Source organism: Streptomyces sp. NPDC006551 (assembly GCF_040611675.1).
Lineage (GTDB): Bacteria > Actinomycetota > Actinomycetes > Streptomycetales > Streptomycetaceae > Streptomyces.
This window is the reverse complement of record NZ_JBEXOT010000015.1, coordinates 58374-81408: the sequence shown is the minus strand read 5'-3', so window position 1 is coordinate 81408 and position 23035 is coordinate 58374. Positions and strand designations below refer to the sequence as shown.

The window sequence follows — 23035 nt, the reverse complement described above, 5'->3', positions numbered from 1 at the left end:
TTCTCGCCTCTCGCTCGGGCCCCTCGTGGCTCTGGTCCGTCGTCACCTCACAGGTCGCGCAGGAGGTCCCGGAGTTGGTGGCGGCTGCTGATGCCGAGCTTGGGATAGACGTTGTAGAGGTGCGAACCCACGGTACGGGGCGACAGGAAGAGGCGCTCACCGATCTCGCGATTCGACAGGCCGTCCGCGACGAGGCGGGCGATCTGCCGCTGCTGGGCGGTCAGTTCGGAGAGCCGGTCGACGGAGGCGGGAGCGTCGGCCACTCCTGTCGCGCGCAGCTCGCAGCGGGCCGACTCGGCGAGGTTCCGGGCGTCGAACCGGGTGGCGACCTCCAGCGCGGCGGTCAGCTGGGCTCGGGCCTCCAGGGGCCTTCTGCGTCGGCGCAGCCAGATCGCGTAGTGCAGACGGGCCTGGGCCCGCTCGAGCGGCCAGGTGTCCGCCTCGGGATTGACCAGGGCCAGCCGGAAGTGCTGCTCGGGGTCGGTCTCCTCGTCGACGAGGGCCGCCGCATGGTGCAGGAGCAGCGTCATCCGGGTCGTCGGCCGGTCCCCTTGGTGTTCCCGTACCCGGCCGAGGACGCGTGCCGCCTCCTCCTGGCGGCCGGTGCGCTGGGCGGCGGCGGCCAGTTCGCCGAGGGAACGCGGGGACAGGAAGGGGTCGAGGGGCGAGCCGTCCTCCCCGAACAGGGCCCGCAGATGGCGGAAGGCACGGTCCGCTTCCCCCCGGGCCAGCGCGGTCAGCCCGCAGGCGCGCAGCATTCGGGCTCGGGTGGCCCGGTTCTCGTCCAGGCTGACGGAGCGCCAGTGGGGCCCGGTGAACGGGATCTCCGGCAGGCTCTCACCGCGCAGCGCGCGGAGCGTCACCTCCAGGGCTTCGAGGTCCATGTCGACGCGGGGCAGCCGGTGCACGGCGGCGTCGGAGCGGCCCTCCTCGATCAGGGTTTCCGCCTCCGCCCACCGTCCCATGCCGATGAGGTTGTCCACCCGGGCCGGGAGCGTCCACGCGCGCGGGCCCCACCCTCCTCGCGCTCCGCGGGCCGTGTCCGCCTGCCGGTACATCTCGGCGCACAGCTCCGACTCGTCGGTGTGGTACGCCACCGATGCGGTGACCAGCAGTCGGGTCGGCGAGCCCGCGCCGTCGAGGGGTTCGAAGGGTGGGGCGGTCAGCCGGCGGGGCGTGCCGCCGGCGTGGACGCCCGGATCGAGTCCCGCCGAGACGAATGCCTCCAGGGACGCGAGGACCCCGGGGCCGGCGAGCTCGGAAAACCCGTCGTGGCGCACGGCCTCCCTCCGCCCGGCATGGTCACCATGCCCGCCCGGCGTCCTGGGTGACTTCCGCGACTCTTGCTCGGCATCCTGTGCCTTCTCCGCCGCCTGTGCCTTCTGTGTCTTCTCCCCCTCCCGCGCCATCTCTGCCAGCCGTCTCGCGTGGTCGAGCATGCGCGGCACCTCCCGCCGGTGCTCGGGCAGCCCGGACTGGCGGGCGATGTCCGCGGCGAGCGCGGTGAGCGCGAAGGCGGCGATGGCCGTACGCGGAGGTGACTGCCGCCAGACGCCGAGCAGGAGGTCGAAGGCCTCCCGCTGGAACGAGAGCAGCGTCAGGGCTCCTCCCATCGCGCAGGCCGCGACGGATCGCAGCTCCGGGTCGCGGTTCACCCGGGTGAACCGCGCGTACAGGTCGCGGACCCATTCCGGATCCCCCAAGTCGCTCGCCGCAGCCATCGCCCCGGCGAGCCGGCGGGCGCGATCGTCGTCGCTCCCGCTCAGCCGCGCCGCCTGCTCCAGGGCCTGCGCCGAGTCGAAGCGGTCTCCCGCCTGCCGTACCTCGGCGGCGGCCTCCTCCAGGGCCCTGGCCACCGCCTCGTCCGGGCCGATCGCCGCCGCGGCCAGGTACCAGGCCCGGCGGGCCGGGGTCCGGTCCGCCGCCGCGGCCAGGTCCCGGTGGGCCCGCTGCCGCAGCCGCGCCGTCTGCCGGTGGAAGGCCGCCGTGCGTATGAGCGGGTTGCCGAAGGCGAGACGGCCGTCGGCGATGCTGATCAGACCGGCCTTCTCCGCCGGGGCCCACACCGTGAGGTCGGAGGTGCCCAAGGCGGCCATGACGACGGGGAGTTCCTCCTCGCGTGACGCGGCGGCGGCGTACAGCAGGGCGCGCTGTGTCCGTTCCGGCAGCGCGCCCAGACGGGCGGCGAACATCTGCTGGATCCGCGAGGTCCGGCCCGGCTCCGGGCCGATCGGCGCCGATCCGGCACCGACGCGTGTCGCCAGGTTCAGCTCGACGATCGCCAGCGGGTTGCCCTCCGCCTGCCGGAGCAGGTCCAGCCGGGGCCTTCCGGTGACGGCGTCGGGCTGGGCGTCCAGCAGTCCGGCTGCCGCGCGAGGGGGCAGCGGGCCGAGCGGCAGGACGGGAAGATCCGCCGGTACGCCTGCCGGGGCGGCCTCCCCGCACGCCGTGAACAACATGGTCACGGGCTGGTCCGTGAGCCGCCGGGTCAAGGAGAAGAGAACGTTCAGGGAGGCGCGGTCGCAGTCCTGGACGTCGTCGACGGCCAGCAGGACCGGGGCCGCCCGGGCGAGACGGTCCACCAGGGCCAGGACCGCCTCGCCCACCGCACGGTGTTCCCGCGGACCGGCGTCGGCAGCGGACTCGAAGGCGGTACGGAGAGCGGGCCGCCGGTGCTCCGGCAGAGCGTCCGGCTCGTCGAGCACCGGCAGGAGCAGCCGGTGCAGCGAGGCGAACGGCTGCGGCTTCTCGGTGCCCCAGCCCCGCAGCGACAGCACCCGGGTCCCGCGCGCCGCGGCCGTCTCCTCGGCGAACCGCAGCACGTGGGACTTGCCGGTGCCGGTCTCTCCGAGGACGAGCAGAGCGCGCGGCGGGCCGGAGCGTGCGTCGAGGGAGCGCAGGATCCGGTCGATCTCCGCCTCCCGGCCGATCGGCACAGCCGCCGTGCCCCGCACTTCGTACACCGTCATCGCACTCCGACTCCCTGCGCGAGGCACTGTCGCCCGCCCCTGTGGGGATGCTGTCAGTCGGTCGGAAGGTGCGCTTCTGTCATGTGACCAGTCATGCCGGAAGTGCGCCTGGCAGGATGGTGGCACAGCTGTGAACAGGCACTTCGCTGCCATTGGCGGTCCACTGGGCGGACCGGGGCGGCCGTGGGGCGGACAAGGGAGAACATGGATTTCGGCGCCGAAGAGGCACGTGGCGGGCTGATCCGGGGCAGGCGGCGTGAACTGGAGCGGATCGGTCGGCTGGTCGAGGCGGCGGACGGCGCCGGCCCGAAGGTGCTCGTGCTGACCGGCGAGCCGGGTTCGGGAAAGAGCACCCTGGTGGACCGGGCGGCCGCCGAGGCTGCGGAGCGGGGTCGTCGCGTGCTGCGGGTACGGGGCGGCGAGGGCGAGCGGGAACTCGCCTTCGCGGGCGTGCATCAGCTGCTGCGCCCGGTCCTCAGCGGTGTCGAGCGGCTGCCCGCACGGCAGCGCGACGCCCTGCGGTGCGCGTTCGGCACCGAGGAGAACACGGACCGGATGGACGGGCTGCGGACGCCGGACCCCCTGATGATGAGAGTCGGAGTGCTGACGCTGCTCTCGGACGCGGCGACGGAACGACCGGTGTTGATCACCGTCGACGACGCCCAGTGGCTGGACCTCTGCTCGATGGACGTGCTGGCGTTCGTCGCCCGGCGCCTCGAAGGCGAACGCATCGCCCTGCTGCTCGCCGCGCGGGACCACGAGGTGCCCCTGCGCTTCGACCTCGCCTTCCCCCATATGTCGACAGGCCCCCTGGACCGGGCCTCGGCGGGCCTCCTGCTGGACGCGCAACCGCATCCTCCGCAGGGCAGGGCCCGCGCCCGGATTCTCGAGCAGGCGGCCGGGAACCCGCTGGCCCTCATCGAGCTCGCGCGGGCCTTCGGCAGGGACCCGAGCGGTCACGGGACCGGCTCGATCGATTCGGTCCCTCTCACCACCCGGCTGGAGCGGCTGTTCGCCGCCGACCTGCCGGCCCTTCCCGAAGCCACCCGGCGCGCGCTGCTCCTGGCGGCGGCCGCGGGGAACGACCGGCTCTCCGACGTCCTGCACACCTCGCCCGACCTGGAGGATCCCCAGGTGTGGCGGCCGGCCGAACAGGCAGGGCTGGTACGGGTCGAGAGCGGCCACGTCCGCCTGCGCCATCCGCTGGTCCGCTCCGCGATCTACCAGGCCGCCTCCTTCGACGAGCGCCGTGAGGCCCATCTGGCGCTCGCCGCCGCACTCGCGCACGAACCCGACCGCCGTGCCTGGCACCTGGCCGCGGCCGCGCTCGGCCCGGACGAAGAGGTCGCCCACGCCTTGGCGGAGACCGCCGAACGCTCCCGGCGCCGCGGCGGATACGCGGCCGCGGCCACCGCGCTGGAACGTGCCGCGGACCTCACCCCGGAACCGGAACGCCGTGCCGAACGCCTGCTGGCCGCCGCCGCGTCCGCCATGTACGCCGGATACCCGCAGTGGGTCGGCGAGATCGCGGCCCGTGTCGCCACCCTCACGGACGATCCCCGGATGCTCGCCGAGGCGTCCCTGCGCGGCGGCTGGGCCCTGGCCGTCACTCTCCGGCACGAGGACTCCCTCGGCTTCCTGCTGCCGGTGGCCGAGTCCATGGCCACCGCGGCACCCGTCCTGGCGATGGACGCCCTGGGCACGGCGTCCACTCCGGCGTACAACTCCGGCGACCCCTTCTACCGCACAGAACTCCGGCGCATCGGCGGTCTGATGGAGCCGCAGCCGAATCGGAGCGACAGCCTCTGGATCCAGTTGGTCGGCGATCCGTTCACCGACCGGGAGGAGACCCTGAAGCGTCTGACCCACCTGGTCGACTCCCTGCGGAACGACTCCCTCACCGACTTCGTGGTGCTCGGTGCGAGCGCCTGGATACTCGACGAGACGGACCTGTCCGTACGCCTGCTCGGGCAGGCCATGGACCATCACCGCCGGGGCCCCACGGCCGGCACCAACTGCACGGTCGCGCAGGCCCTCGCCCTCGCGCTGTTCGAGAGCGGGGCCTGGACGGAGTCCCGGGCCGCCGCCGAGGAGGCCTTCTGCATGGCCACGGAGGCGGGCGCCGACAACGTCTCCGTCGGATCGCCGATCCTCCAGGCCACGCTGCTCGCGGCCCGCGGTGACCACGCGGGCGCGCGGGCTCAGGCCGCCGACGCGGTGCGCGGCCGCGACCTGCGCAAGTCACGGAGCCTGTACGTCCGTCACTGCCACGCGCTCGCCATGGCGGCGCTCGCGGAGGGCGACCACAGGACGGCGTACGAACACCTCCGCCGCGCCTTCACCCGGGACTTCCACCCCGCCCCCGTGCACCACCACGCCTCGGTCTACCACCTCGCCGACCTCGCCGCGGCCGCCGTCCGCGCCGGCCAGGCCGACGACGCCCGTGCCGTGCTCCGCGCCACCGAGGGGACCCTGAGCGCGCCCCGCTCCGCCCGGCTGGACGCGATCGTGCACCGCGCCTGGGCCCTGCTGAGCGAGCCCGACGACGCCGAGTCGCACTTCCGCGCGGCGCTCGCCGACCCGGCGGGGGCGCGATGGCCGTTCGAACACGCCCTCGTCCACCTGGACTTCGGCGAGTGGCTGCGGCGCCGCCGACGGTCCGCGGAGGCCCGCCCCCTGCTCGGCACCGCCCTGGAGATCTTCGAACGCCTCGACGCGGCCCCGTGGATCGAGCGCGCCACCGCCGAACTCCGGGCGGCGGGCGTGGCGGTGGCCGACTCCCGGACGCCGGAGGCCGCGTCCGTCCTGACGCCGCAGGAGCTGCAGATCGCCCAACTGGCCGCGGAGGGTCTGACCAACCGGGACATCGGTGCCCGGCTGTATCTGTCCCCCCGGACCATCGGCTTCCACCTGCACAAGATCTTCCCGAAGCTCGGCATCACGGGACGTGCCCAGCTGCGGGACATCCTCGGCCACCTGCCCCGGCCGGACTGACAGAGGCGTGGTGGCCGGCCCGGCCGGGAGGTGCCGGGCGGTCAGCGGGCGGTGGCGCGGACGGCCTCCTCGATCAGCTCGACGACGCGGTCGGGCCGGGAGAGCATCACCAGGTGCGAGGAGTCGACCTCGACGGTGGTCATACCGGCCCGCTGATAGCCGAACCGCTCCACGTCGGGGTTGATCGTCCGGTCCGCCGACGCGACAAGACCCCAGGAGGGACGGGTCTTCCAGGCCGCCGTCGGGGCCTTCTCGCCGAAGGCCCGCGCGGCCAGGGGGCGCTGGGACACGGCGAGGACGGAGGCGAGGCCGGGGTCGACATCGGCGGCGAAGACGGCCGGGAACCTGTCGGGCAGGACCGACACATCGGTGCCGGGGGAATCGGAGCCCTCGACCGGGAAGGGGGTGAGGACGAGCGCGGCGGCGAGATCGGAGTCGGGGAAGCCGCCCTGCAGCTCGCCCAGGCTCTCGCCCTCCTCCAGGGCGTATCCGGCCAGGTAGACCAGGGCGCGGACGTTGTCCTCCGCGCCGGCGACGGTGATGACCGCGCCGCCGTAGGAGTGGCCGACCAGAACGACCGGTCCGGGGATCTGGCGCACGATCGAGGCGATGTAGGCCGCGTCGCCGAGCAGGCTGCGGTTGGGCACCGCGGGCGCCACGACGCCGAGGCCGCGGGCGAGGAGCTCGGGCACGACGCGGGCGAAGCTGGACGCGTCCGCGAAGGCGCCGTGGACGAGGACGACGGTAGGGCTGTCGGAAGAGGACATGGCACAACTCCCTGTTGTGGACGGGTGGGACGGCGGACCGGCGCGTACGGCCGGCCCGCGCGGCCCGTCGGCGCCGCACCGGTGGGCGCGGGCGACGGGCGCGAGGGGATACCTCTCAGAGGCCGAACTGTGCGCGGCGCGCCTCGGGCACCAGGTCCGCGTACTCCGGGTGCTTGCCGAGCCATCCCCGGATGAAGGGGCAGTACGGCAGGACGTTCAGCTCGCGCGCACGGACGTCGTCGAGGGCGCCGCGGGCGAGCAGCCCGCCCAGCCCCCGGCCGGCGAAGCGGGGGGCGATCTCGGTGTGGATGAAGGCGATCTCGCCCTCCGAGAGGAAGTACTCGGCGAAGCCCGCCGTCTCGGTGGTGTCGTCACCGGCGAGGATCTCGTACCGGGACTTCTCCGGGTTGTCGGTCACCTGTGGTTCCATGCTCGCTCCTGTGCGGTGATCATGAGGTCGCGCCGGGGGCGGCGCGCGGGTGGTTCACGGGGACGGCGTCAGAGGGTGCGTCGCACGCCCGCCTGGCGTTCCAGGTTGCGCAGCTGCACCGCGAGGTCGCCCTCGACCGCCGTGTGGGCGGGGCCGCTGCGGCCGATGGGCAGGACCTCCTCGCTGCGCATGTCCTCGAGCATCAGGGCGAACGCCGCGTACGTCGCCACGAGAGCCACCAGGAGCCCGAGGGCCCCGGACACGTACGTGAGCCATTCGGCGCCGGTCAGTCCGGAGAGACCGGTGGCCGCCCACCGGGGCACGGAGACCACCAGGACGAGCCACAGGGCGCGCTTGGGCCGGGTCACGGCGGCCATCAGAGTTCCGAAGCACAGGAGCGCCAGGTTGAACACGCCGAGCACCCTCGGGCCGCCGGCCGCGCCGGTTCCGATGACGAGCCCGTACGCCAGCCAGCTGCCGGCGAACGTGCCCATGAGCGTCGCCGCGATCACGTCGCGGGCCCCGAAGGCCAGGACGCTCACCAGGAGTTGGAGGGCGAACGCGGGCAGCACGCACAGGGCGACGGCGGTGCGGTCCGCGGCCTCGAAGGCTCCGAGCTGCAGGCAGCCCGTCATCACGGAGGCGATGGCCACCGTGAAGAAGCCGAGCGGCATCGGCGAGGCGATCGGGTGCAGGTTGATCCGCGTCATCGACCGGAGGTCCGGTTCGAAACGGCGTCCGGGGGGTGTGTCCCGGCTGTCGCCGGGCTCGCCTCCGGCGCTGTCGGCGCCGGCGGCGGAGACGGTACTCATGGGGCGGGTTCCCTTGTTCAGTGCGTGAAGCAGGGGTCGACGAAGGGCTTGGGCGCCTCGGGGGCGGAGCCGCGTGCGACGCGCCACCGGCGGTGCTCCTCGGACGCGGCGACGGCCTCGGCCATGTGCAGGGCCTGGCGTGCGCCGCCGGACTGGTATCCGCCGAAGTGGGCGACGGGGCTCCACTCCGGGGTGACCGGCGGGACGGCCTCGTCGAGGCCCTCGTACTCCGCGCTCGCGTACACGATCCGGCCGCCCACGACGGTGAGCACGGATTCGATGTCGGGGATGGCGGCCTCGGGCACGGTGAGGTAGTCGTCCGACAGGATCGCGAGGTCGCCGTAATAGCCCTCCCGCAGGATGCCCTTGACGTCCTGCTCACCGGTGAGCCGCGCGCCGCCTCGGGTGTAGAGGCCCAGCGCGGTCTCCCTGCTGACGAGGTGTGCGGCCGGGTAGAGCGCCGTACCGCCGACGGTCCGGCCGGTCACCAGCCAGTGCAGCGAGACCCAGGGGTTGTACGAGGACACGCGGGTGGCATCGGTTCCGGCGGCGACGGTCAGCCCCCGGTCGAGCATGGCCCGGACCGGAGGGGTGTGGGCGGTGGCCTGGGCGCCGTAGCGGTCGAGGAAGGCGGCGCCCTGGAAGGACATCCGGTTCTGCACGGACACGGCGCCGCCGAGGGCCGCGATCCGGTCGAGGCTGTCGGCGGAGACGGTCTCCGCGTGGTCGAAGAGCCATCGGTTGCCGCCCGGGAAGAGCCCTTCGGCCGCGAGCTTCTCGAACACGGCGAGGTCCCGGCGGATCGTCTCGTCGTATGTCGCGTGGAGCCGGAAGCCCCAGCCGTTCTCCATCAGCAGGCGGACCGCCTGCTCGAACTCGGCCTCATAGCCCTCGGCGAGTTCGGGCCGGGGTTCGGAGAAGTTCTCGAAATCGGCGGCGGCCCAGGTCAGGTTCTCGCCCGCGCCGTTGAGGCGGAGCCACTCGTCTCCGTCCTCCGGCTTCACCATCTCGGTCCAGCGCTTCAGATCGGCGATCTCCTGCCCGGCCGTCTGCGGGAACAGGTGATAGCCGATCCGCAGCGACAGCTCCCCCGAGCGGGCCAGGTCGATGACGGTGGCGTAGTTGTCGGGGAAGTTCTGGAACCCGCCGGCGGCGTCGACCGCCGAGGTCAGGCCGAAGCGGTTGAGCTCACGCAGGAAGTGCCGCGTCGAGGTCCGTTTGTCGGCCTCGTCCAGAGCCGGAGCCTTGGCCAGGGTGGAGTACAGGATCAGGGCGCTCGGCGCGGCCAGGAGCACCCCGTTCGGTTCGCCGTCCCTCCCCCGTACGATCTGCCCGCCGCGCGGATCGGGGGTCTCGCGGGTGAATCCGGCCGCCTGGACGGCGGCCCGGTTCATCAGCGCCGACTGGTAGAGGTGCAGGACGAACACCGGGGTGTCGGGCGCGGCGGCGTTCAGCTCGGCCACGGTCGGCATCCGGCGTTCGGCGAACTGCTCGGCGGTCCAACCGCCGACGACCCGGATCCACTGCCCCTTGGGGGTGCGGCCGGCCTGCTCGCGCAGCATGGCCAGCGCCTGGCGGAGGCTGCGTACGCCGTCCCAGCGCAGTTCCAGTACGTAGTTCAGGCCGCCCCGGATGACGTGCAGGTGCGAATCGTTGAGCCCGGGGATCACCCGGCGGCCCAGCGCGTCGACGACCTTGGTGGCCGGGCCGACGAGGCCGGCGAGGTCGTGGTCGTCGCCGAGGGCCACCACCCGGCCGGCGCGGAGGGCCACGGCGCGCGCCTCCGGGCGGCCGGGGTCGCCGGTGAACACCTTCGCGTTGCGGACGAGGAGATCGGCCGCCGGGTGCTCCTGGTGCCGGCCGGGGACGACGCCGGCCACGGGCATGCTCGCCGTCCCGGTCGTGCGAGTCCGATCGGTCGTGCGAGTCCGATCGGTCATGCCGTTCGCACTCGTCATGTCAGTCGTACCCGTCATGCCAGGGCCTCCCGCAACGTGTCGACCGCGAGGCCGATGGCGAGGTCCGCGGCCCGCGTCTCGCGCAGCGCGTTCAGCATGACGAAGTCGTGGATGGTCCCCTGGACGCGCAGGGCGGTGACCGGGACCCCGGCTGCGCGGAGCTTGGCGGCGTACGCCTCGCCCTCGTCGCGCAGGACGTCCGCCTCGGCGGTGACGACCAGCGCCGGCGGCAGTCCGGTGAGGGCGTCGAGGGAGGCGCGCAGCGGGGAGGCGGTGATCTGCGCGCGCTCGGCCTCGTCGGTCGTGTACTGGTCCCAGAACCACCGCATGGCCTCGCGGCGCAGGAAGTACCCCGTCGCGAACTGGTGGTAGGAGTCGGTGTCGAAGGCGGCGTCGGTGACCGGGTAGAAGAGGACCTGCTGGACGAGCGCCACGTCGCCGCGCTGCTTGGCCATGAGGGTGAGGGCGGCGGTCATGTTGCCGCCGACCGAGTCGCCCGCGACGGCGATCCGCGTGCCGTCGAGGTCCTTGTGGTGTCCCTCGCGGGCGACCCACTGGGCGACGCTGTAGTTCTGCTCGATCGCGACGGGATAGCGGGCTTCGGGCGAGAGGTCGTACTCGGGGAAGACCACGGCCGCCCCGGCGCCGACGGCGAGTTCGCGGACGAGCCGGTCGTGGGTGTGGGCGTTGCCGAACACCCAGCCCGCGCCGTGGAGGTAGAGGATGACGGGGAGGGGGCCGGTGACGCCGCGGGGGCGGACGATCCGGGCGCGTACGTCTCCGGTGGGGCCGCCCTGGACGGTGATCCATTCCTCGTCGACGGCGGGCAGGGTGACGCCTTCACCGCTCTGCACGTCGTCGACGGCCTTGCGTCCGTCCGCCACCGGGATCTGGTAGAGGAACGGCGGCTGGGCGGTGGCGTCGGCGAAGGCCTGGGCGGCGGGCTCGAGGACCGGCTGGTGCGACATGAGGGGTTCTCCTTCGGAGGAATTACGGGGGGATGCGGGGTGCGTCGTGCTCAGCCGAGGAAGGCGAGCAGGGCGGAGTTCACCTCGTCGGCGTGGGTCCAGATCAGGCCGTGCGGTCCGCCGGGCACGGTCGTCAGCTCGGCACCGGCGATGCTCTTGGACAGCGGGATCGCGGTGGCCTCGATGGGCAGGGTGCGGTCGGCGTCGCCATGGATGATCAGCGTGGGGACGTCGATGCGCGGCAGGTCCGCGCGGAAGTCCGTGAGCCAGGCCTGGACGCAGTCGAGCGTGCCCTTGGCGGACGCACCGACGGCGACGTTCCAACTGGCCTGGACCGCCTGCTCGCTGATGCGCTCACCGCCCAGGACGTCGACGTTGTAGAAGTCGGCGAGGAAGGCGGTCATGAAGGCGAACCGGTCGGCGGTGATGGCCTCTTCGATGCCCTTGAAGACGCTCGCGTCCACGCCGCCCGGGTTGTCGTCCGTCCGGAGCAGGAAGGGCGGGACGACGCCTATCATGACGGCCTTGGCGATGCGCTCCGAGCCGTACGTGCCGAGGTAGCGGGTCACTTCGCCGCTGCCCATGGAGAAGCCGACCAGGACGGCGTCGCGCAGGTCCAGGGCGGTGAGCACCTCGTGCAGGTCGGAGGCGAAGGTGTCGTAGTCGTAGCCGTCGGCGGGCTGGTCGGAGCGGCCGAAGCCGCGCCGGTCGTAGGTGATGACGCGGTGGCCGGCGGAGAGCAGAGCGGCGGTCTGCTTCTCCCAGGAGGCCCCGTTCAGCGGCCAGCCGTGGATCAGCACCACCGGCGCTCCCGTGCCGTGGTCCTCGTAGTAGAGCTCGATGGGGGCGGAGTTGCCTTCGGCGACCTTGATGAACGGCATGAGTGTGCTCCTCTGGTGAAACGAGGGTGGAAAGGGGTGAGTGGGCGGCCTAGGGGGTGTCTCGTCGATCAGGCCGGATCAGCGAGCGGTGTCTGGTGCGTGCGATCGCAAGGCTGAGGAGGGAGTCCACGCGGAGCGTCGACGGCCGACGACGACTGGGGGCACCTCCCGTTCCCGAAGGGCTACTTGGGAGAGCGTGCGTGCCTGGCGTCGCGAGCCCGGCAAGACCGGCGAGACACCCTCTAGAGGCCGTAGGCCTCGAGGAGGCGCAGCCAGACTTCGCTGACCGTGGGGAAGGCGGGGACCGCGTGCCACAGACGCTCGAGCGGGACCTCTCCCACGACGGCGACCGTGGCGGTGTGGATCAGTTCGGTCGCCAGCGGCCCCGTGAGGGTGCAGCCGACGACCACCCCCCGGGTCACATCGACCACGAGCTTGGCGTGACCCCGGTAGTCGTCCGCGTAGAGCCCCGCTCCGGCCACGTCGTCGATCCGGTACTCGACCGCGCGCACCTCGATGCCCGCTTCGCGTGCGGCGCGTTCGGTGAGGCCGACGCTCGCGATCTCGGGGTGGGTGAAGACGGCCTGCGGGACGGCGGCGCGGTCGGCGTCGGCGGTCCAGGCCCGCCACCGGCCGGTGTCGGCGGGGCGGCCCGCCGCGCGCTCGGCGATCGCGGCGGCGCAGGCGCGAGCCTGGTACTTGGCCATGTGGGTCAGCGGGGCACGACGGTTCACGTCGCCGACGGCGTACAGCCAGTCGCCGTCCAGGGAGGTGACGCGGCAGGTGTCGTCGACCGGAAGCCAGTCTCCGCCCGGCAGTCCCACCTTCTCCAGGCCGAGATCCGCCGTGCGCGGCCGGCGGCCGACCGCGGCCAGCACCTCGCCGCACACGAGGGTGGTGCCGTCGTCCGTCTCCACGGTCACGGCACCCGTGCCCGGGTCGCGGGCCACCCGGGTCGCCGAGACCCCGAACCGGATCGCGACCCCCAGATCGGTCAGACCCCGGACGACCTCCTCGCCGGCGCACGGCTCCCAGCCGGTCAGCAGGGCCTGGTCGCGGACCAGCAGGGTGACGTCCGAGCCGAGCGAGCGCCACGCCGTGGCCATCTCGCACGCCACCACGCCCCCGCCGATGACGACGAGCCGGGCGGGCACCGCATCGGCCGCGGTGGCCTCCCGGTTGGTCCACACGCCGATCCGGTCCAGACCTTCGACGGGCGGCAGCGCGGCCCGCGTGCCGGGGCTGAGGACGACGGCGAGGCGGGCCCGCAGGGTACGGACCCCGCCGCCGGCAGCCGTGACCTCCACCCGGCGCTCCCCGGCGATCCGTCCGTGGCCCCGTACGAGCGCGATACCGGCGCGGCTCAGCCAGTCGGCCTGGCCGGTGTCCTCTCCGCGGCCGGTGAACCGGTCGCGCCGGGCCAGGACGGCGGCGGGGTCGAGCGCTCCGGTCACCGCCTGCCGTGCTCCGCCGACCGACCGCGCCGACTCCCGGGCCGCGCCCGGGCGCAGCAGGGCCTTGCTCGGCACGCACGCCCAGTAGGAGCACTCGCCGCCGACGGCCTCGGCCTCGACGACGACGGCGGTGAGTCCGGCCCGGACGATCCGGTCGGCGACGACCTCGCCGCCCGGGCCGGCACCGACCACCACGACGTCGTACGTCTCCTCCATCAGGCCCGCACCAGCGGGGTGTCGACGAGGTGTTCGGCCAGGAACCACACCTGCGCCTCACCGGTGCGGACGACCTGGGAGATGAGCAGGTCGTTGCTGCCCTCGTCACCCTCGGCCGCGATCCGGGCGGCGGCGGCCCGGGCGTCGATCAGGATCCGCTCGTGTGCGTCGAGGAGCCGCGACAGCATCACGGGAACCTTCTCGACACCGTCCGGCGGGCGGGGGATGGACGTCAGCTCCGCGACATGGCGGGGGTCCCCGACCGCGACGCCACCGAGGCTCTGGATCCGCTCGGCCAGCGCGTCCACGAGGGCCAGCTGCTCCTGCGCGTGCTTGTCCAGCATCAGGTGGAGCGAGTAGAAGGTCGCGCCCCGCATGAGCCAATGGTGCTTCTTGTAGAGGGAGTACAGGATCTGTGTGTCGGCGAGCACACGGTTCAGCCGCTGACAGGCGTACAGGCGGGTGTCGTGACCGAGGCCGATCGGAAGCTGCTTGAGGGTTCCGAACGGCTGGGTCTCCTCGCCCTTCTGGTGCAGCAGCGGCTGGCCGCCGCCGCGCGTGGGTGCGGTGGTGGATGCGGATTCCATCGGATGCTCCTGATCACGGTTGTTCGGGTGCGTCGAGGTTGCTGGACGGACGGTGCAGGACGAGCCGGGTGACCAGGCCGCTGCCGACTCCCGCCGCGAGCACGAGGGCCGTCCACCACAGCGGAGAGGGCCACAGGCCGAGGACGGCGTCCAAGGACCAGGCACCGGGGCCGGTGGCGGCCAGGGCGGTGGCGGCGACGATCAGGACCAGGGGGTACTCGTACCCGTCGTTCTGCACCCAGAGGCCGTTGTGCCATTTCACGGTGAGGGCGACGGTCATGACCCCGATGGCTCCGGTCGCGGCGAGAGGGGTCAGGAACCCCACGGCCAGCAGCAGGCCCGAGCCGATCTGGCCCCCGCCCGCCGCGAGCGCCGTGAGGGTTCCGCCGCGGAAACCGTCGGCGCGGAACTCGTCCGCGCCGCCGTCGAGTCCCTTGCCGCCGAGATGCCCGCTGATCTTCTGCACCCCGTGCCCGGCGATGAGCAGGCCCACCAGCAGACGCAGAATCAGAATGCCGGTGTCCAAGGAGATCAGCCGGCCGCGTGCGCGCCGATGACGGCCTGCGCGTACACGACACCCAGGCCGTACGCACCGGCATGGGCCTTGACGATCTCCATCACGGCGCCGTACGTCTCCTGGCGCGCCCAGTCCCGCTGGAGCTCGAGGAGGACCTGCACCCAGGTCACCGGCACGGCGCCGGCTGCCAGCATCCGCTGCAGGGCGTGCTCGTGCGCGGCCGGGCTGACGCCGCCGGAGGCGTCGGAGACCACGTAGACCTCGTAACCCTGGCCCAGCGCGGACAGCGCGGGCAGGACCAGACAGACCTCGGTCCACAGTCCGGACAGGATGATCTTCTTGCGTCCGGTCGCCTTGACCGCCTCCACGACCGCCTCGTCCTCCCAGGCGTTCATCGTGGTGCGGTCGAGGACGTCCTGCTTGGGGAACACCTCGGCGAGCTGCGGCAGCAGCGGCCCGGAGAACGACTCGGCGGCGACGGTGGTCAGCACGACCGGCACGTCGAACGCCCGGGCCGCCTTCGCGAGACCGACCGTGCTGTTGATGATCGCGGCGCGGTCGCCGCTCCCCGTACCGAAGAACATCTGCGGCTGGTGGTCCACGAAGAGCATCACCGAGTTGTCGGGCGTGAGCAGATCCCCGCTCGGGGCGGCCTGCACCGTGGTGGCGTCGAACATGGGAGTCCTCTCGGAACGATCAGTAGGGGTCGCCCGCCGCGATTCCCGCGGCTCGGCACACCCGGAAACTACGACCGCCCCGACCACCCGGCTTTCCCCTCCGTGCCCGGACTTGGCACGACAGTGCACAGCTCACCGGCGGGCCGTCTCCACGTCCACGCCCGCCGGCCCATCGCGCGCGCCTCCGGGGTGGACCGATCCGCTGACATGGACGGGACCGTCGGACAGAATGGTGTGTGTTCCAACTGGTCTGGCCTCGGGGGTTGTTGTGAGCACACTGATGGAGTTCACCACGGAGAGCGGCGCGCGGGTGATGGTGGAGGCCGACGGGCATCAGCCGGGCGCCCAGCTGGTCTCGCGCGGTGGGAACTCCCTGGTCCAGGCCGGTCGCACGCTCGACGAGGCGCTTCAGGGCATCCGTTCCGCGGCCGAGTCGGCTCTCACGGTCTTCCGTGAGGGACCGCTCCAGCCCGATGGAGTGGAGCTGGAGTTCGGGGTGAAGCTGACGGCGGAGGCGGGTGCCGTCATCGCCAAGACCGCGGTCGAGGGCCATCTGACGGTGAAACTGTCCTGGTCCCCGAACGGGGCCGGTCGCGCTTCGGACGAGGGCGCCCCCGCGCTCACCGGGGCGGGTACGACCGCGGCCACTGGTGCGAGTGCGGCCACGGTCACCGGCGCTGGTGCGGCCGCGGTGGCCGGCGGGCGGTGACGCGCTCCCCCGCGTGGCACGTGCGCGTGGAGCACGAGGGCACGGTCCACGGGTCCGGCTTCCTGGTGGGCGGCAGCACCGTCCTCACCTGTGCGCATGTGGTCCACGGCCTCGAACGGGCCTCGGTCTCCTTCCCCGGCGTCCCCGGGCTCGGCGCCCTGCCGTCCCGGGTCGGTGAGCGCGGGCTCTGGGCGGGCGGCCGGACGGACCCGGGCGATGTGGCGGTGCTGACCCTCGAAGCGCCCGCCCCCGCCGAACCCGCCGTGTTCGCGGCCCCCTTCGCGGACCCGGACGTGACGCTGGGCGACGGGGGGCCGCCGCGACTGGTCGCGTACGGCTTTCCCCACGGCTACACCGAGGAGGGCGCGCAGAGCGAGCTGCGGGTCACCCACGACCGGCAGCTGATCTCCGGCGAGTGGAACCAGGTCGAGTTCTGGAAGGGGTACGGCCAGGAGCCCTCGCACGGCTTCAGTGGGTCGGCCGCGATGCGGGCGGACAGCGGTGCCGTGGTCGGCATGATCTCCTCGTACGACCCGGTGAGCCGCAACGGACGGATGATCCCCGCCCGGGTACTGGCCCGGCACGTGCCCGGCCTGGCCGAGCTGGTCCCGACCCCGGGCTACTCCGCCGAGGAGAAGCGCTGGTTACGGGAGTTGGTGAACCGGGTCGGTGCCCCGCCGTGCCCGGTGGAACGACTGCTGAGCACGGCGACCGGCCGGCTCGGTCCGACGGTGCCCCCGGCCTGGCTCGGTGGGCTCTGGCAGGGCGTCTGGTACCTCTTCTCGGAGGTGCCCCCGCACCGCGGCCGGCTCCCGCTCGCCGAACTGACGCTGCGCCTCGCGGACCTGGTGCCCGACCGGGAGCTGGGGCGCGAGCTGCGGGCCTGGTCACGGGAGCACCGCTCCCGCCACGAGACCGGCCCGGCCTCCCACGTCGTCCCGGCCTCCCCGGCCGGTGTGACGTCCACGGGCGGCCCGGCGTCCTGGGGCACGCCGGCGCCCGGTCCCGCACCGGGGGCCGACGCGTGCGACGACGGGCGGGGCGACGAACGTGCCGACGGGTGTCACGACCGCGTGCCGGACGGCGTTCGCGACCGTGACGGCGCCGGAGCACGGTACGACGAGACTCCGGCGGCCGCGCTCCCCTGGGCGCCGATACTCGTCGAGATCCGGCGCAGCGGTGCCGACCGCAACGCGGTCATGGCGGAGGTCTCCGTCTACCGGGACGGCGACCGGCTCCTCGTCAACGAGAAGCGGCTCACCACCGCCCAGTTGCGCTCCTGGGTCCTGGACCGGATCGACGACGCGCACGACGAGATCGGCGACGGCCGTCCCCTCATCGCGTTCGCCCTGCCCCGCGACTGGCTCAACCGGCCGGTCGACCTGTGGACCAGGAGCAAGGGCAAGGAGGCCCCGCTCGGCTGCACGTCGCCGGTCGTGGTGATGGACCACGACCGGCGCGGCAAGGCGCGGCTGCAGTTCCAGCTCAAGCGGGCGTGGGCCGAGCTGGACCGTCAGGACGGCTCTCCGCTGCACCGGGTCGCCTGCTCCAGCACCCACCGGCCCCCTCAGCTGTCCGTGCTGCTCCAGGACGTGCGCGGTCCGGTGGGGTTCACCCGGCCGCCGAAGACCGCCCGCGACCGCGAGTTGCACGGGGCGGCCCTGAACGCGCCCGCGCCGATCCTGCTGTGGCCGCGCACCGGCTGCCCGCCCGGCGGACCGTGCGCGGGAGCCTGCCCGGGCGCCGGGTTCCTGGACCGGATGGCCGAGCGGATCTCGCTGCTGCCGCCCGGCGAACTGCCCGACCTCGTCTTCCGATTGCGCAAGGAGGCCTTCCTCCACGAGGGGCCGGAACCGCACTGGGCGGCCGAGCTGTCCCTCGTGTGGGAGGATCCGCGCCGCTTCCCGGAGGTCCGCCCGCTGCGGCGGTCCCCCGTCGCCTGAACCACCCCGGGACGACCGGCCGAACCGCCCCGCCCGGAGCACCCCGCCGAACCGCCCGCGCCTCACCCGGAGAACTGGAGCTCCCCCGATGTCCCTCTGGCCCGTCTACACCGGATCGAGCGAGCCGCACGACGGCATCGACGCGTTGCCCGCGCCGCCGCCGTGGCGTGCCTTCGACGGCGGGCCCGCGCTCCGTCCGGCGCGGGTGGTGGACGAGCGGGCCGGCGGCTCCCCCGGCAGGGTCCACCGGGCGCGGACGTACCAGCCGACCACCGAGACGGTGCAACTCGTCAACGCCGCTCTGCATCTGCGCCGCCCGCTCCTCGTGACCGGCCCGCCCGGCAGCGGCAAGTCGAGTCTTCCGTACGCGGTGGCACGGGAGTTGAAGCTGGGTGGCGTGCTGCGCTGGAACATCACGAGCCGGACCGCGCTCACGGACGGCCTGTACCAGTACGACCCGCTGTCCCGGTTGTACGCGGCGGGGCGCGGCGGCGGTGGGCGGGGGCCGCTGACGGCGGAGCGGGACGAGGCGGAGACCGCGATCGAGGACCATCTGCGGCTGGGGCCGCTGGGCACCGCCCTTCTCCCGTACGAACGGCCGCGGGTGCTGCTCATCGACGAGATCGACAAGAGCGATCTCGATCTGCCGAACGACCTGCTGCACATCCTGGAGGAGGGGCAGTACGAGATCCCCGAGCTGGTGCGGGCGGCCAGGACGCACCCGGTGGCCGAGGTGATGGTCGCCGACTCGGAGGAGCGGGTCGCCGTCCGGCACGGCGAGGTGCGCTGCCGTGCCTTCCCGTTCGTGGTCCTGACCAGCAACGGCGAGCGCGAGTTCCCGCCCGCCTTCCTGCGTCGCTGCGTACGGCTCGAACTGCGGCAGCCGCTGCGGGAGCAGCTGGAGGACATCGTACGGGCGCATCTCGGGCCCCTGGACGCGCGGGACCAGGCGCTCGTCGACACGTTCCTGCACCGTGGCAGCGCCGGTGAGCTGGCCACCGACCAGCTGCTGAACGCGATCTATCTGACCCGGACGTCGGGCCTGGACGCGGCCTCGCGGGAGGAGCTGGCCGAGGCCCTGATGCCGTATCTGGGCCGGGCGGCGGAGACCTGGGACGTCGATGACGTCTGAGCGGTCCGGCCGGACCCTGGACGCCCTGGCGGGGGTCCTCGGCCGGGCGGGCGAGGAGCCGCCGACGGGTCGCGAGCTGGCCGAACTCCTCTGGCTGGCCCGGCACATGCGCGACCCGGAGGAGCCGCGGGACACCTCGCCCGTACCGCTGTCGCCCCCTCCTCCGCCCGCGCCCGCGTCGTGGCCGGTGGTCGACCCCGTCGATCCCGTCGATCCGGTCGGGCCCGTGCCCCCGGCCGTCCCGCCGTACCCGGCGTCCTCCGCTCCCGCGCCCCCGCCCCGCGTTCCTCTCCACACGCCCGCCACCGGCCCTTCGCCCGCGCCCGCGGGGGCCGAACCGGCGCCCCGGCACACCGCCTTGCTCGCCCCCGCTCCCCCGATGCTCGCCCACCCGCTGGCCCTCCAGCGGTCCGTGCGCCCGCTGCGGCGCACCGTGCCGAGCGCGGCGCGGCGGGAGCTGGACGAGACGGCGACCGCGCACCGCATCGCCTCGCTCGGTGCCCGGCCGGAGCTGTGGCTGCCGGTGCTGCGCCCCGAGCGCGAGCGCTGGCTCCATCTGCGGATCGTGTTCGACGCCGGGCCGACGATGACGATGTGGCGCCCCCTCGTGCGCGATCTGCACACCGCGCTCGCCCAGACCGGCGCGTTCCGTACGCTCGACGTCCTGCACCTGGGCGAGGACGGGCGGCTGCCCCGGCGGCACCGGGAGCGGGGCCGTACGGCGGTGCTGGTGGTCAGTGACTGCATGGGCCCGCAGTGGCGGGACGGCCGGGCCGGGCTGCGCTGGCGCCCGACGCTGACCGCGCTGGGCCGTGAGCTGCCGGTCGCGATCGTCCAGCCTTTGCCGGAGCGGCTGTGGCGGCATACCGCGGCCCCGCCGCTGCCGGGCGTGTTCGCCGCCCCTGGCCCCGGCGCCCCCAACGCGGGCCTGGACTTCGCCCCGTACCGCGGTGGTCCCGCCCCGGACGGCGTGCCGGTCCCGGTCCTCGAGCCCTCGGGCGGCTGGCTGGGGCACTGGGCGGCCCTCGTGGCCTCACCCGGCGGCACGGAAGTCCCCGGCGCGGCGGCCTTCATGGGCGCGGAGGGCCTGGTGGCGGGCCACGAGGGCGACGAGGGCTTCGACCCGGAGGACGCCGACCCGGAGGAGCTGGTACTCCGTTTCCGTGCCCTCGCCTCCCCGCAGGCGTTCCGCCTCGCCTCGCATCTGGCGGTGGGTTCGGCGCATCTGCCGGTGATGCGGCTCGTCCAGGCGGCGGTCGAGGAGCGTCCCGAGCCGCAGCACCTCGCGGAGGTCGTGCTCAGCGGCATGCTGCGCGCGGAGCCGGGCGCGGTGGCGGGGGCGTACGAGTTCCGCCCGGGCGTCCGGGAGGTGTTGCTCGGCACCCTGCCCCGCACCGCTCTCGTGGGCACGGCGGGCCTCCTGGCCCGGATCAGCTCCGAGATCGAGAACCGGGCGGGCGCGCTGCCCGGCGAGTTCCGCGCACTGGTGGAGAGCCTGGACCGGGCGAACGGCGAGCGCGCGGCCGGGCGGCCCTTCGCCCTGGTGAGCGAGGAGAGCGTCCGGCTCCTGCGGGGCCCGGAGCGGCTTCCGGCACGGGAGCCGGAGCGGGCCGAAGCGGCCGGGACGGAGGAGAACGAGGCGGACGAGGCGGCAGGGACGGAGGAGAACGAGGCGCCCCCGCTGAGCAGCGACCGGTACGAGCTGTACGAGCGGATCGGGGGCCGCCGAAGCCGGGTGTGGCGCGGGTACGACCACTACCTCTCGCGTCAGGTGGCCGTGACCTACCTCCCCTTCCTCCCCGCCTCCCAACGCTTCCGGGCGAGTCTCACGGGCAAGGACACACAGTCCGTCATCGGCGACTTCCTCTCCAGTACGTACGAGGCGACGCGGATCAGCGACCCCCATCTCGTACGCGTGCACGACGCCCTGGTCCTCGACGACGGCTGCTGTCTCGTCACCGAGTTCGTGCCCGGCCGCTCGCTGCGTGAGCACCTGGGTGACGCGCCGGGCGGCAGGCTGTCCGTCGCCGAGGCCACGGGGATCGCCCAGGACGTTCTCCGGGGACTCTGGTCCCTGCATCACGGGCCCGGGGTCGCGCACGGCAACCTCACGCCCGCCAAGGTCCTGGGCATCGGAGGGCCGGGGCCCCGGCTGCGCGACTTCGGACTGCCCTGGCCGTACGCGGAGCGCCCCGACGACCCGGACGAGACGCGCCTGTTTCCGCTCGTCCCCGAGCACGGCGCCGAGGTCACGCCGGGCACGGCCCGCTATCTGGCGCCCGAGCGACAACGGGGAGTGCTCAGGCCGGAGGGCGACCTGTACGCGCTGGGCTGCATCCTGTACGAAATGCTCACCGGTTCCCCGCCCTTCCCGGGCGGTGGCCTGGACTCCGTACTCCGGCAGCATGCCGAGGCGACCCCCCGGAGTCCGGCGTCACTCCGGCCGGACCTGCCGGGCGAGTTGGCGAGCGCGGTGACGAGTCTGCTGTCCAAGCACCCGCGCGAGCGCCATCGCGGCGCCCGGGACCTCGCCAACATGCGCCTCCGGCTGCCACCTCAGCTCCCCGAGACGCCCGTGTCGTACTCCGTGCTGGGTCCGCCGCGAGCGACCATCCACGGGGGGGACGTGTCGATGCGCTCGTACCACGACAACTCCTTCCTCTGCCGGCTGCTGCTGGCGCGCGGGGCACCCGTCTCCGACGCCGAGATGCGGCGGGTGCTGACCGCGACTCCGGACATCAGTCCCGTCCAGCACGCGCTGCAGGTCAAGGCTCTCGGCCATCCCGTCCAGACGGGCGACCTGGAGTACTGGCTGCCGGTCGCGGAGGCCTCCCTCGACCTGGCGCAGGCCGAGACCTACGCGGCCCAGGCGGAACGGGCGGCGGTCCGTGGCGAGCGGGCGCTGGCCCGTACGTACCTCATGTCGGCGCTCGACCTCTGGTACGGGGAGGCGCTGGAGGGCGTGCCGGGGGCCTGGGCGGAGACCGAGCGCCGAAGGCTGGCGGAGTGGCGGACGGCACTCAGGGAGAGGCTGGCCTCGGTCGACCGTCCGGAGGCGGCGACGCCGGGCTGGCTCCTCATCCAACAGCCGTACGGCACGCCCCCGCTCTCGGCGGAGCACCGGGAGATCGTGGGCGAGTTGGCTCGGGACGCCCTCGGTGGCGTACGCGTGTGGTCGGCGGGCTGGGCCACGGTCCGGACGCCGATTCCGCTGGAGCGCACGGCCGAGGAGCTCGTGGAGTGGGCCGTCGACACGTTCCCGCGCCTGCTCGGGGCGCGACTGCCGCCGGGCACCGCGTCACCCCTCCGCCTCAGCGTCGTGATCCACGAGGAGACGGAGCGGGCCGCGAGCGCGCTCGCCGAGGCGACCGGGGTGTGGACGTCGGGCGCGGAGCGGACCGCCGTCGTCGTGACCGTCCTGATCTCCCACGGTCTGCGCGCTCGCCTCCCGCGCGCACGGCAGCGGGACTTCCATCTGATCACGGTGACGGCGGGCGGCTGGCAGCACGTGGTGGAGGTGCCGGAACCCGGCCCGGCGGGACAGGGGGCGCCGCTGAAGGCGATCCAGCCTCCGGAGGCGAAGGCCGAGCCGAACCGGCGGAGCGGCTGGCTCTCCGGTCTCACGGCCAGACTGAGCGGCACCGGGTCCCGGCCGTCGAAGACCGACGGCGTTCCGGAAGCCGACGGCGTTCGGAAGACCGGCGACGTTCAGGAAGCCGGCGACGTTCAGGAAGCCGGCGACGTTCAGAAGCCCGACGGCGTTCCGGAAGCCGACAGCGCCTCCGCGGCCCAGGACGATGCCGGGCGCGCGCCGGGGAGCCGCGGGGAGTCGCGCGGGTCGTGGGGCGGGCCGGTGTCGGGCGACGAGGGTTAGCGCCCGGATGCCGGGCCGGGCGCCGAAGCCGGGCCGGGCGCCGGAGTCAAGGCGGGCGCCGGAGTCAAGGCGGGCGCCGAAGCCGGGCCGGGCGCCGGAGTCGAGGCGGGCGCCGGGCCCCGGGCGGTTCTCCTCGTCCCCCCAGCG

The 23035-nt window shown here is 73.7% G+C and carries 16 protein-coding genes; 5 read left to right on the top strand and 11 right to left on the bottom strand.

Translation table 11 applies throughout. The features are described from left to right. Positions 1-47: 47 nt before the first annotated feature. Positions 48-2969: an AAA family ATPase gene (locus tag ABZY12_RS16640; protein ID WP_356890787.1), complete on the bottom strand. Its 2922-nt coding sequence runs from the start codon at positions 2967-2969 to the stop codon at positions 48-50. Between the two features lie 204 nt (positions 2970-3173). Here ABZY12_RS16640 and ABZY12_RS16635 point away from each other — a divergent pair, with 204 nt between their 5' ends. After that, positions 3174-5963, top strand: coding sequence for an AAA family ATPase (locus ABZY12_RS16635; protein ID WP_356890785.1), 2790 nt, complete (start codon positions 3174-3176; stop codon positions 5961-5963). 41 nt (positions 5964-6004) lie between these two features. Here ABZY12_RS16635 and ABZY12_RS16630 read toward each other — a convergent pair whose 3' ends face one another. From ABZY12_RS16630 to ABZY12_RS16585, 10 genes are all read right to left on the bottom strand, one after another. Beyond that, the gene (locus tag ABZY12_RS16630; RefSeq protein WP_356890783.1) at positions 6005-6730 is read right to left on the bottom strand and encodes an alpha/beta hydrolase; all 726 of its coding nucleotides are present in this window, start codon (positions 6728-6730) and stop codon (positions 6005-6007) included. A gap of 115 nt (positions 6731-6845) precedes the next feature. After that, a complete protein-coding gene (locus tag ABZY12_RS16625) occupies positions 6846-7160 on the bottom strand; it encodes a GNAT family N-acetyltransferase (protein WP_356890781.1) in 315 nt (104 codons plus the stop codon). Between the two features lie 68 nt (positions 7161-7228). Further along, positions 7229-7972, bottom strand: coding sequence for a GPR1/FUN34/YaaH family transporter (locus ABZY12_RS16620; RefSeq protein WP_356890779.1), 744 nt, complete (start codon positions 7970-7972; stop codon positions 7229-7231). A gap of 17 nt (positions 7973-7989) precedes the next feature. After that, positions 7990-9858: an amidohydrolase gene (locus ABZY12_RS16615; protein ID WP_356890777.1), complete on the bottom strand. Its 1869-nt coding sequence runs from the start codon at positions 9856-9858 to the stop codon at positions 7990-7992. Positions 9859-9944: 86 nt separating this feature from the next. Continuing rightward, positions 9945-10898: an alpha/beta hydrolase gene (locus ABZY12_RS16610; protein ID WP_356890775.1), complete on the bottom strand. Its 954-nt coding sequence runs from the start codon at positions 10896-10898 to the stop codon at positions 9945-9947. Positions 10899-10948: 50 nt separating this feature from the next. Then, positions 10949-11779, bottom strand: a complete 831-nt coding sequence (locus ABZY12_RS16605) for an alpha/beta hydrolase (RefSeq protein ID WP_356890773.1) — start codon at positions 11777-11779, stop codon at positions 10949-10951. A 242-nt stretch (positions 11780-12021) separates the two neighbouring features. Then, the gene (locus tag ABZY12_RS16600; RefSeq protein WP_356890771.1) at positions 12022-13449 is read right to left on the bottom strand and encodes an NAD(P)/FAD-dependent oxidoreductase; all 1428 of its coding nucleotides are present in this window, start codon (positions 13447-13449) and stop codon (positions 12022-12024) included. Next, positions 13449-14036 carry a DNA starvation/stationary phase protection protein gene (locus tag ABZY12_RS16595; protein WP_356890769.1) on the bottom strand — a complete coding sequence of 196 codons (588 nt, stop codon included), beginning with the start codon at positions 14034-14036 and terminating at the stop codon, positions 13449-13451. The genes ABZY12_RS16600 and ABZY12_RS16595 overlap by 1 nt, the downstream gene beginning before the upstream one ends. Before the next feature lie 13 nt (positions 14037-14049). Beyond that, positions 14050-14562, bottom strand: coding sequence for a DoxX family protein (locus ABZY12_RS16590; protein WP_356890767.1), 513 nt, complete (start codon positions 14560-14562; stop codon positions 14050-14052). Positions 14563-14567: 5 nt separating this feature from the next. Further along, on the bottom strand, positions 14568-15230 hold the full coding sequence (locus ABZY12_RS16585; protein ID WP_356890765.1) for a hydrolase: 663 nt from the start codon (positions 15228-15230) through the stop codon (positions 14568-14570). Positions 15231-15498: 268 nt separating this feature from the next. On the opposite strand from ABZY12_RS16585, the gene ABZY12_RS16580 reads away from it, so the two are divergent. The 4 genes from ABZY12_RS16580 to ABZY12_RS16565 all read left to right on the top strand — a co-directional run bounded on the left by ABZY12_RS16580 (position 15499) and on the right by ABZY12_RS16565 (position 22888). Continuing rightward, positions 15499-15939 (top strand): CU044_2847 family protein, encoded by a 441-nt coding sequence (locus ABZY12_RS16580; RefSeq protein ID WP_356890763.1) that lies wholly within the window; start codon positions 15499-15501, stop codon positions 15937-15939. Beyond that, positions 15936-17882 carry a trypsin-like peptidase domain-containing protein gene (locus ABZY12_RS16575; RefSeq protein WP_356890761.1) on the top strand — a complete coding sequence of 649 codons (1947 nt, stop codon included), beginning with the start codon at positions 15936-15938 and terminating at the stop codon, positions 17880-17882. The genes ABZY12_RS16580 and ABZY12_RS16575 overlap by 4 nt, the downstream gene beginning before the upstream one ends. Positions 17883-17970: 88 nt before the next feature. Further along, entirely contained in the window at positions 17971-19014 is a 1044-nt protein-coding gene (locus ABZY12_RS16570; protein WP_356890759.1) for a MoxR family ATPase, read from the top strand. Then, entirely contained in the window at positions 19004-22888 is a 3885-nt protein-coding gene (locus ABZY12_RS16565; protein WP_356890757.1) for an SAV_2336 N-terminal domain-related protein, read from the top strand. The genes ABZY12_RS16570 and ABZY12_RS16565 overlap by 11 nt, the downstream gene beginning before the upstream one ends. Positions 22889-23035: the final 147 nt, after the last annotated feature.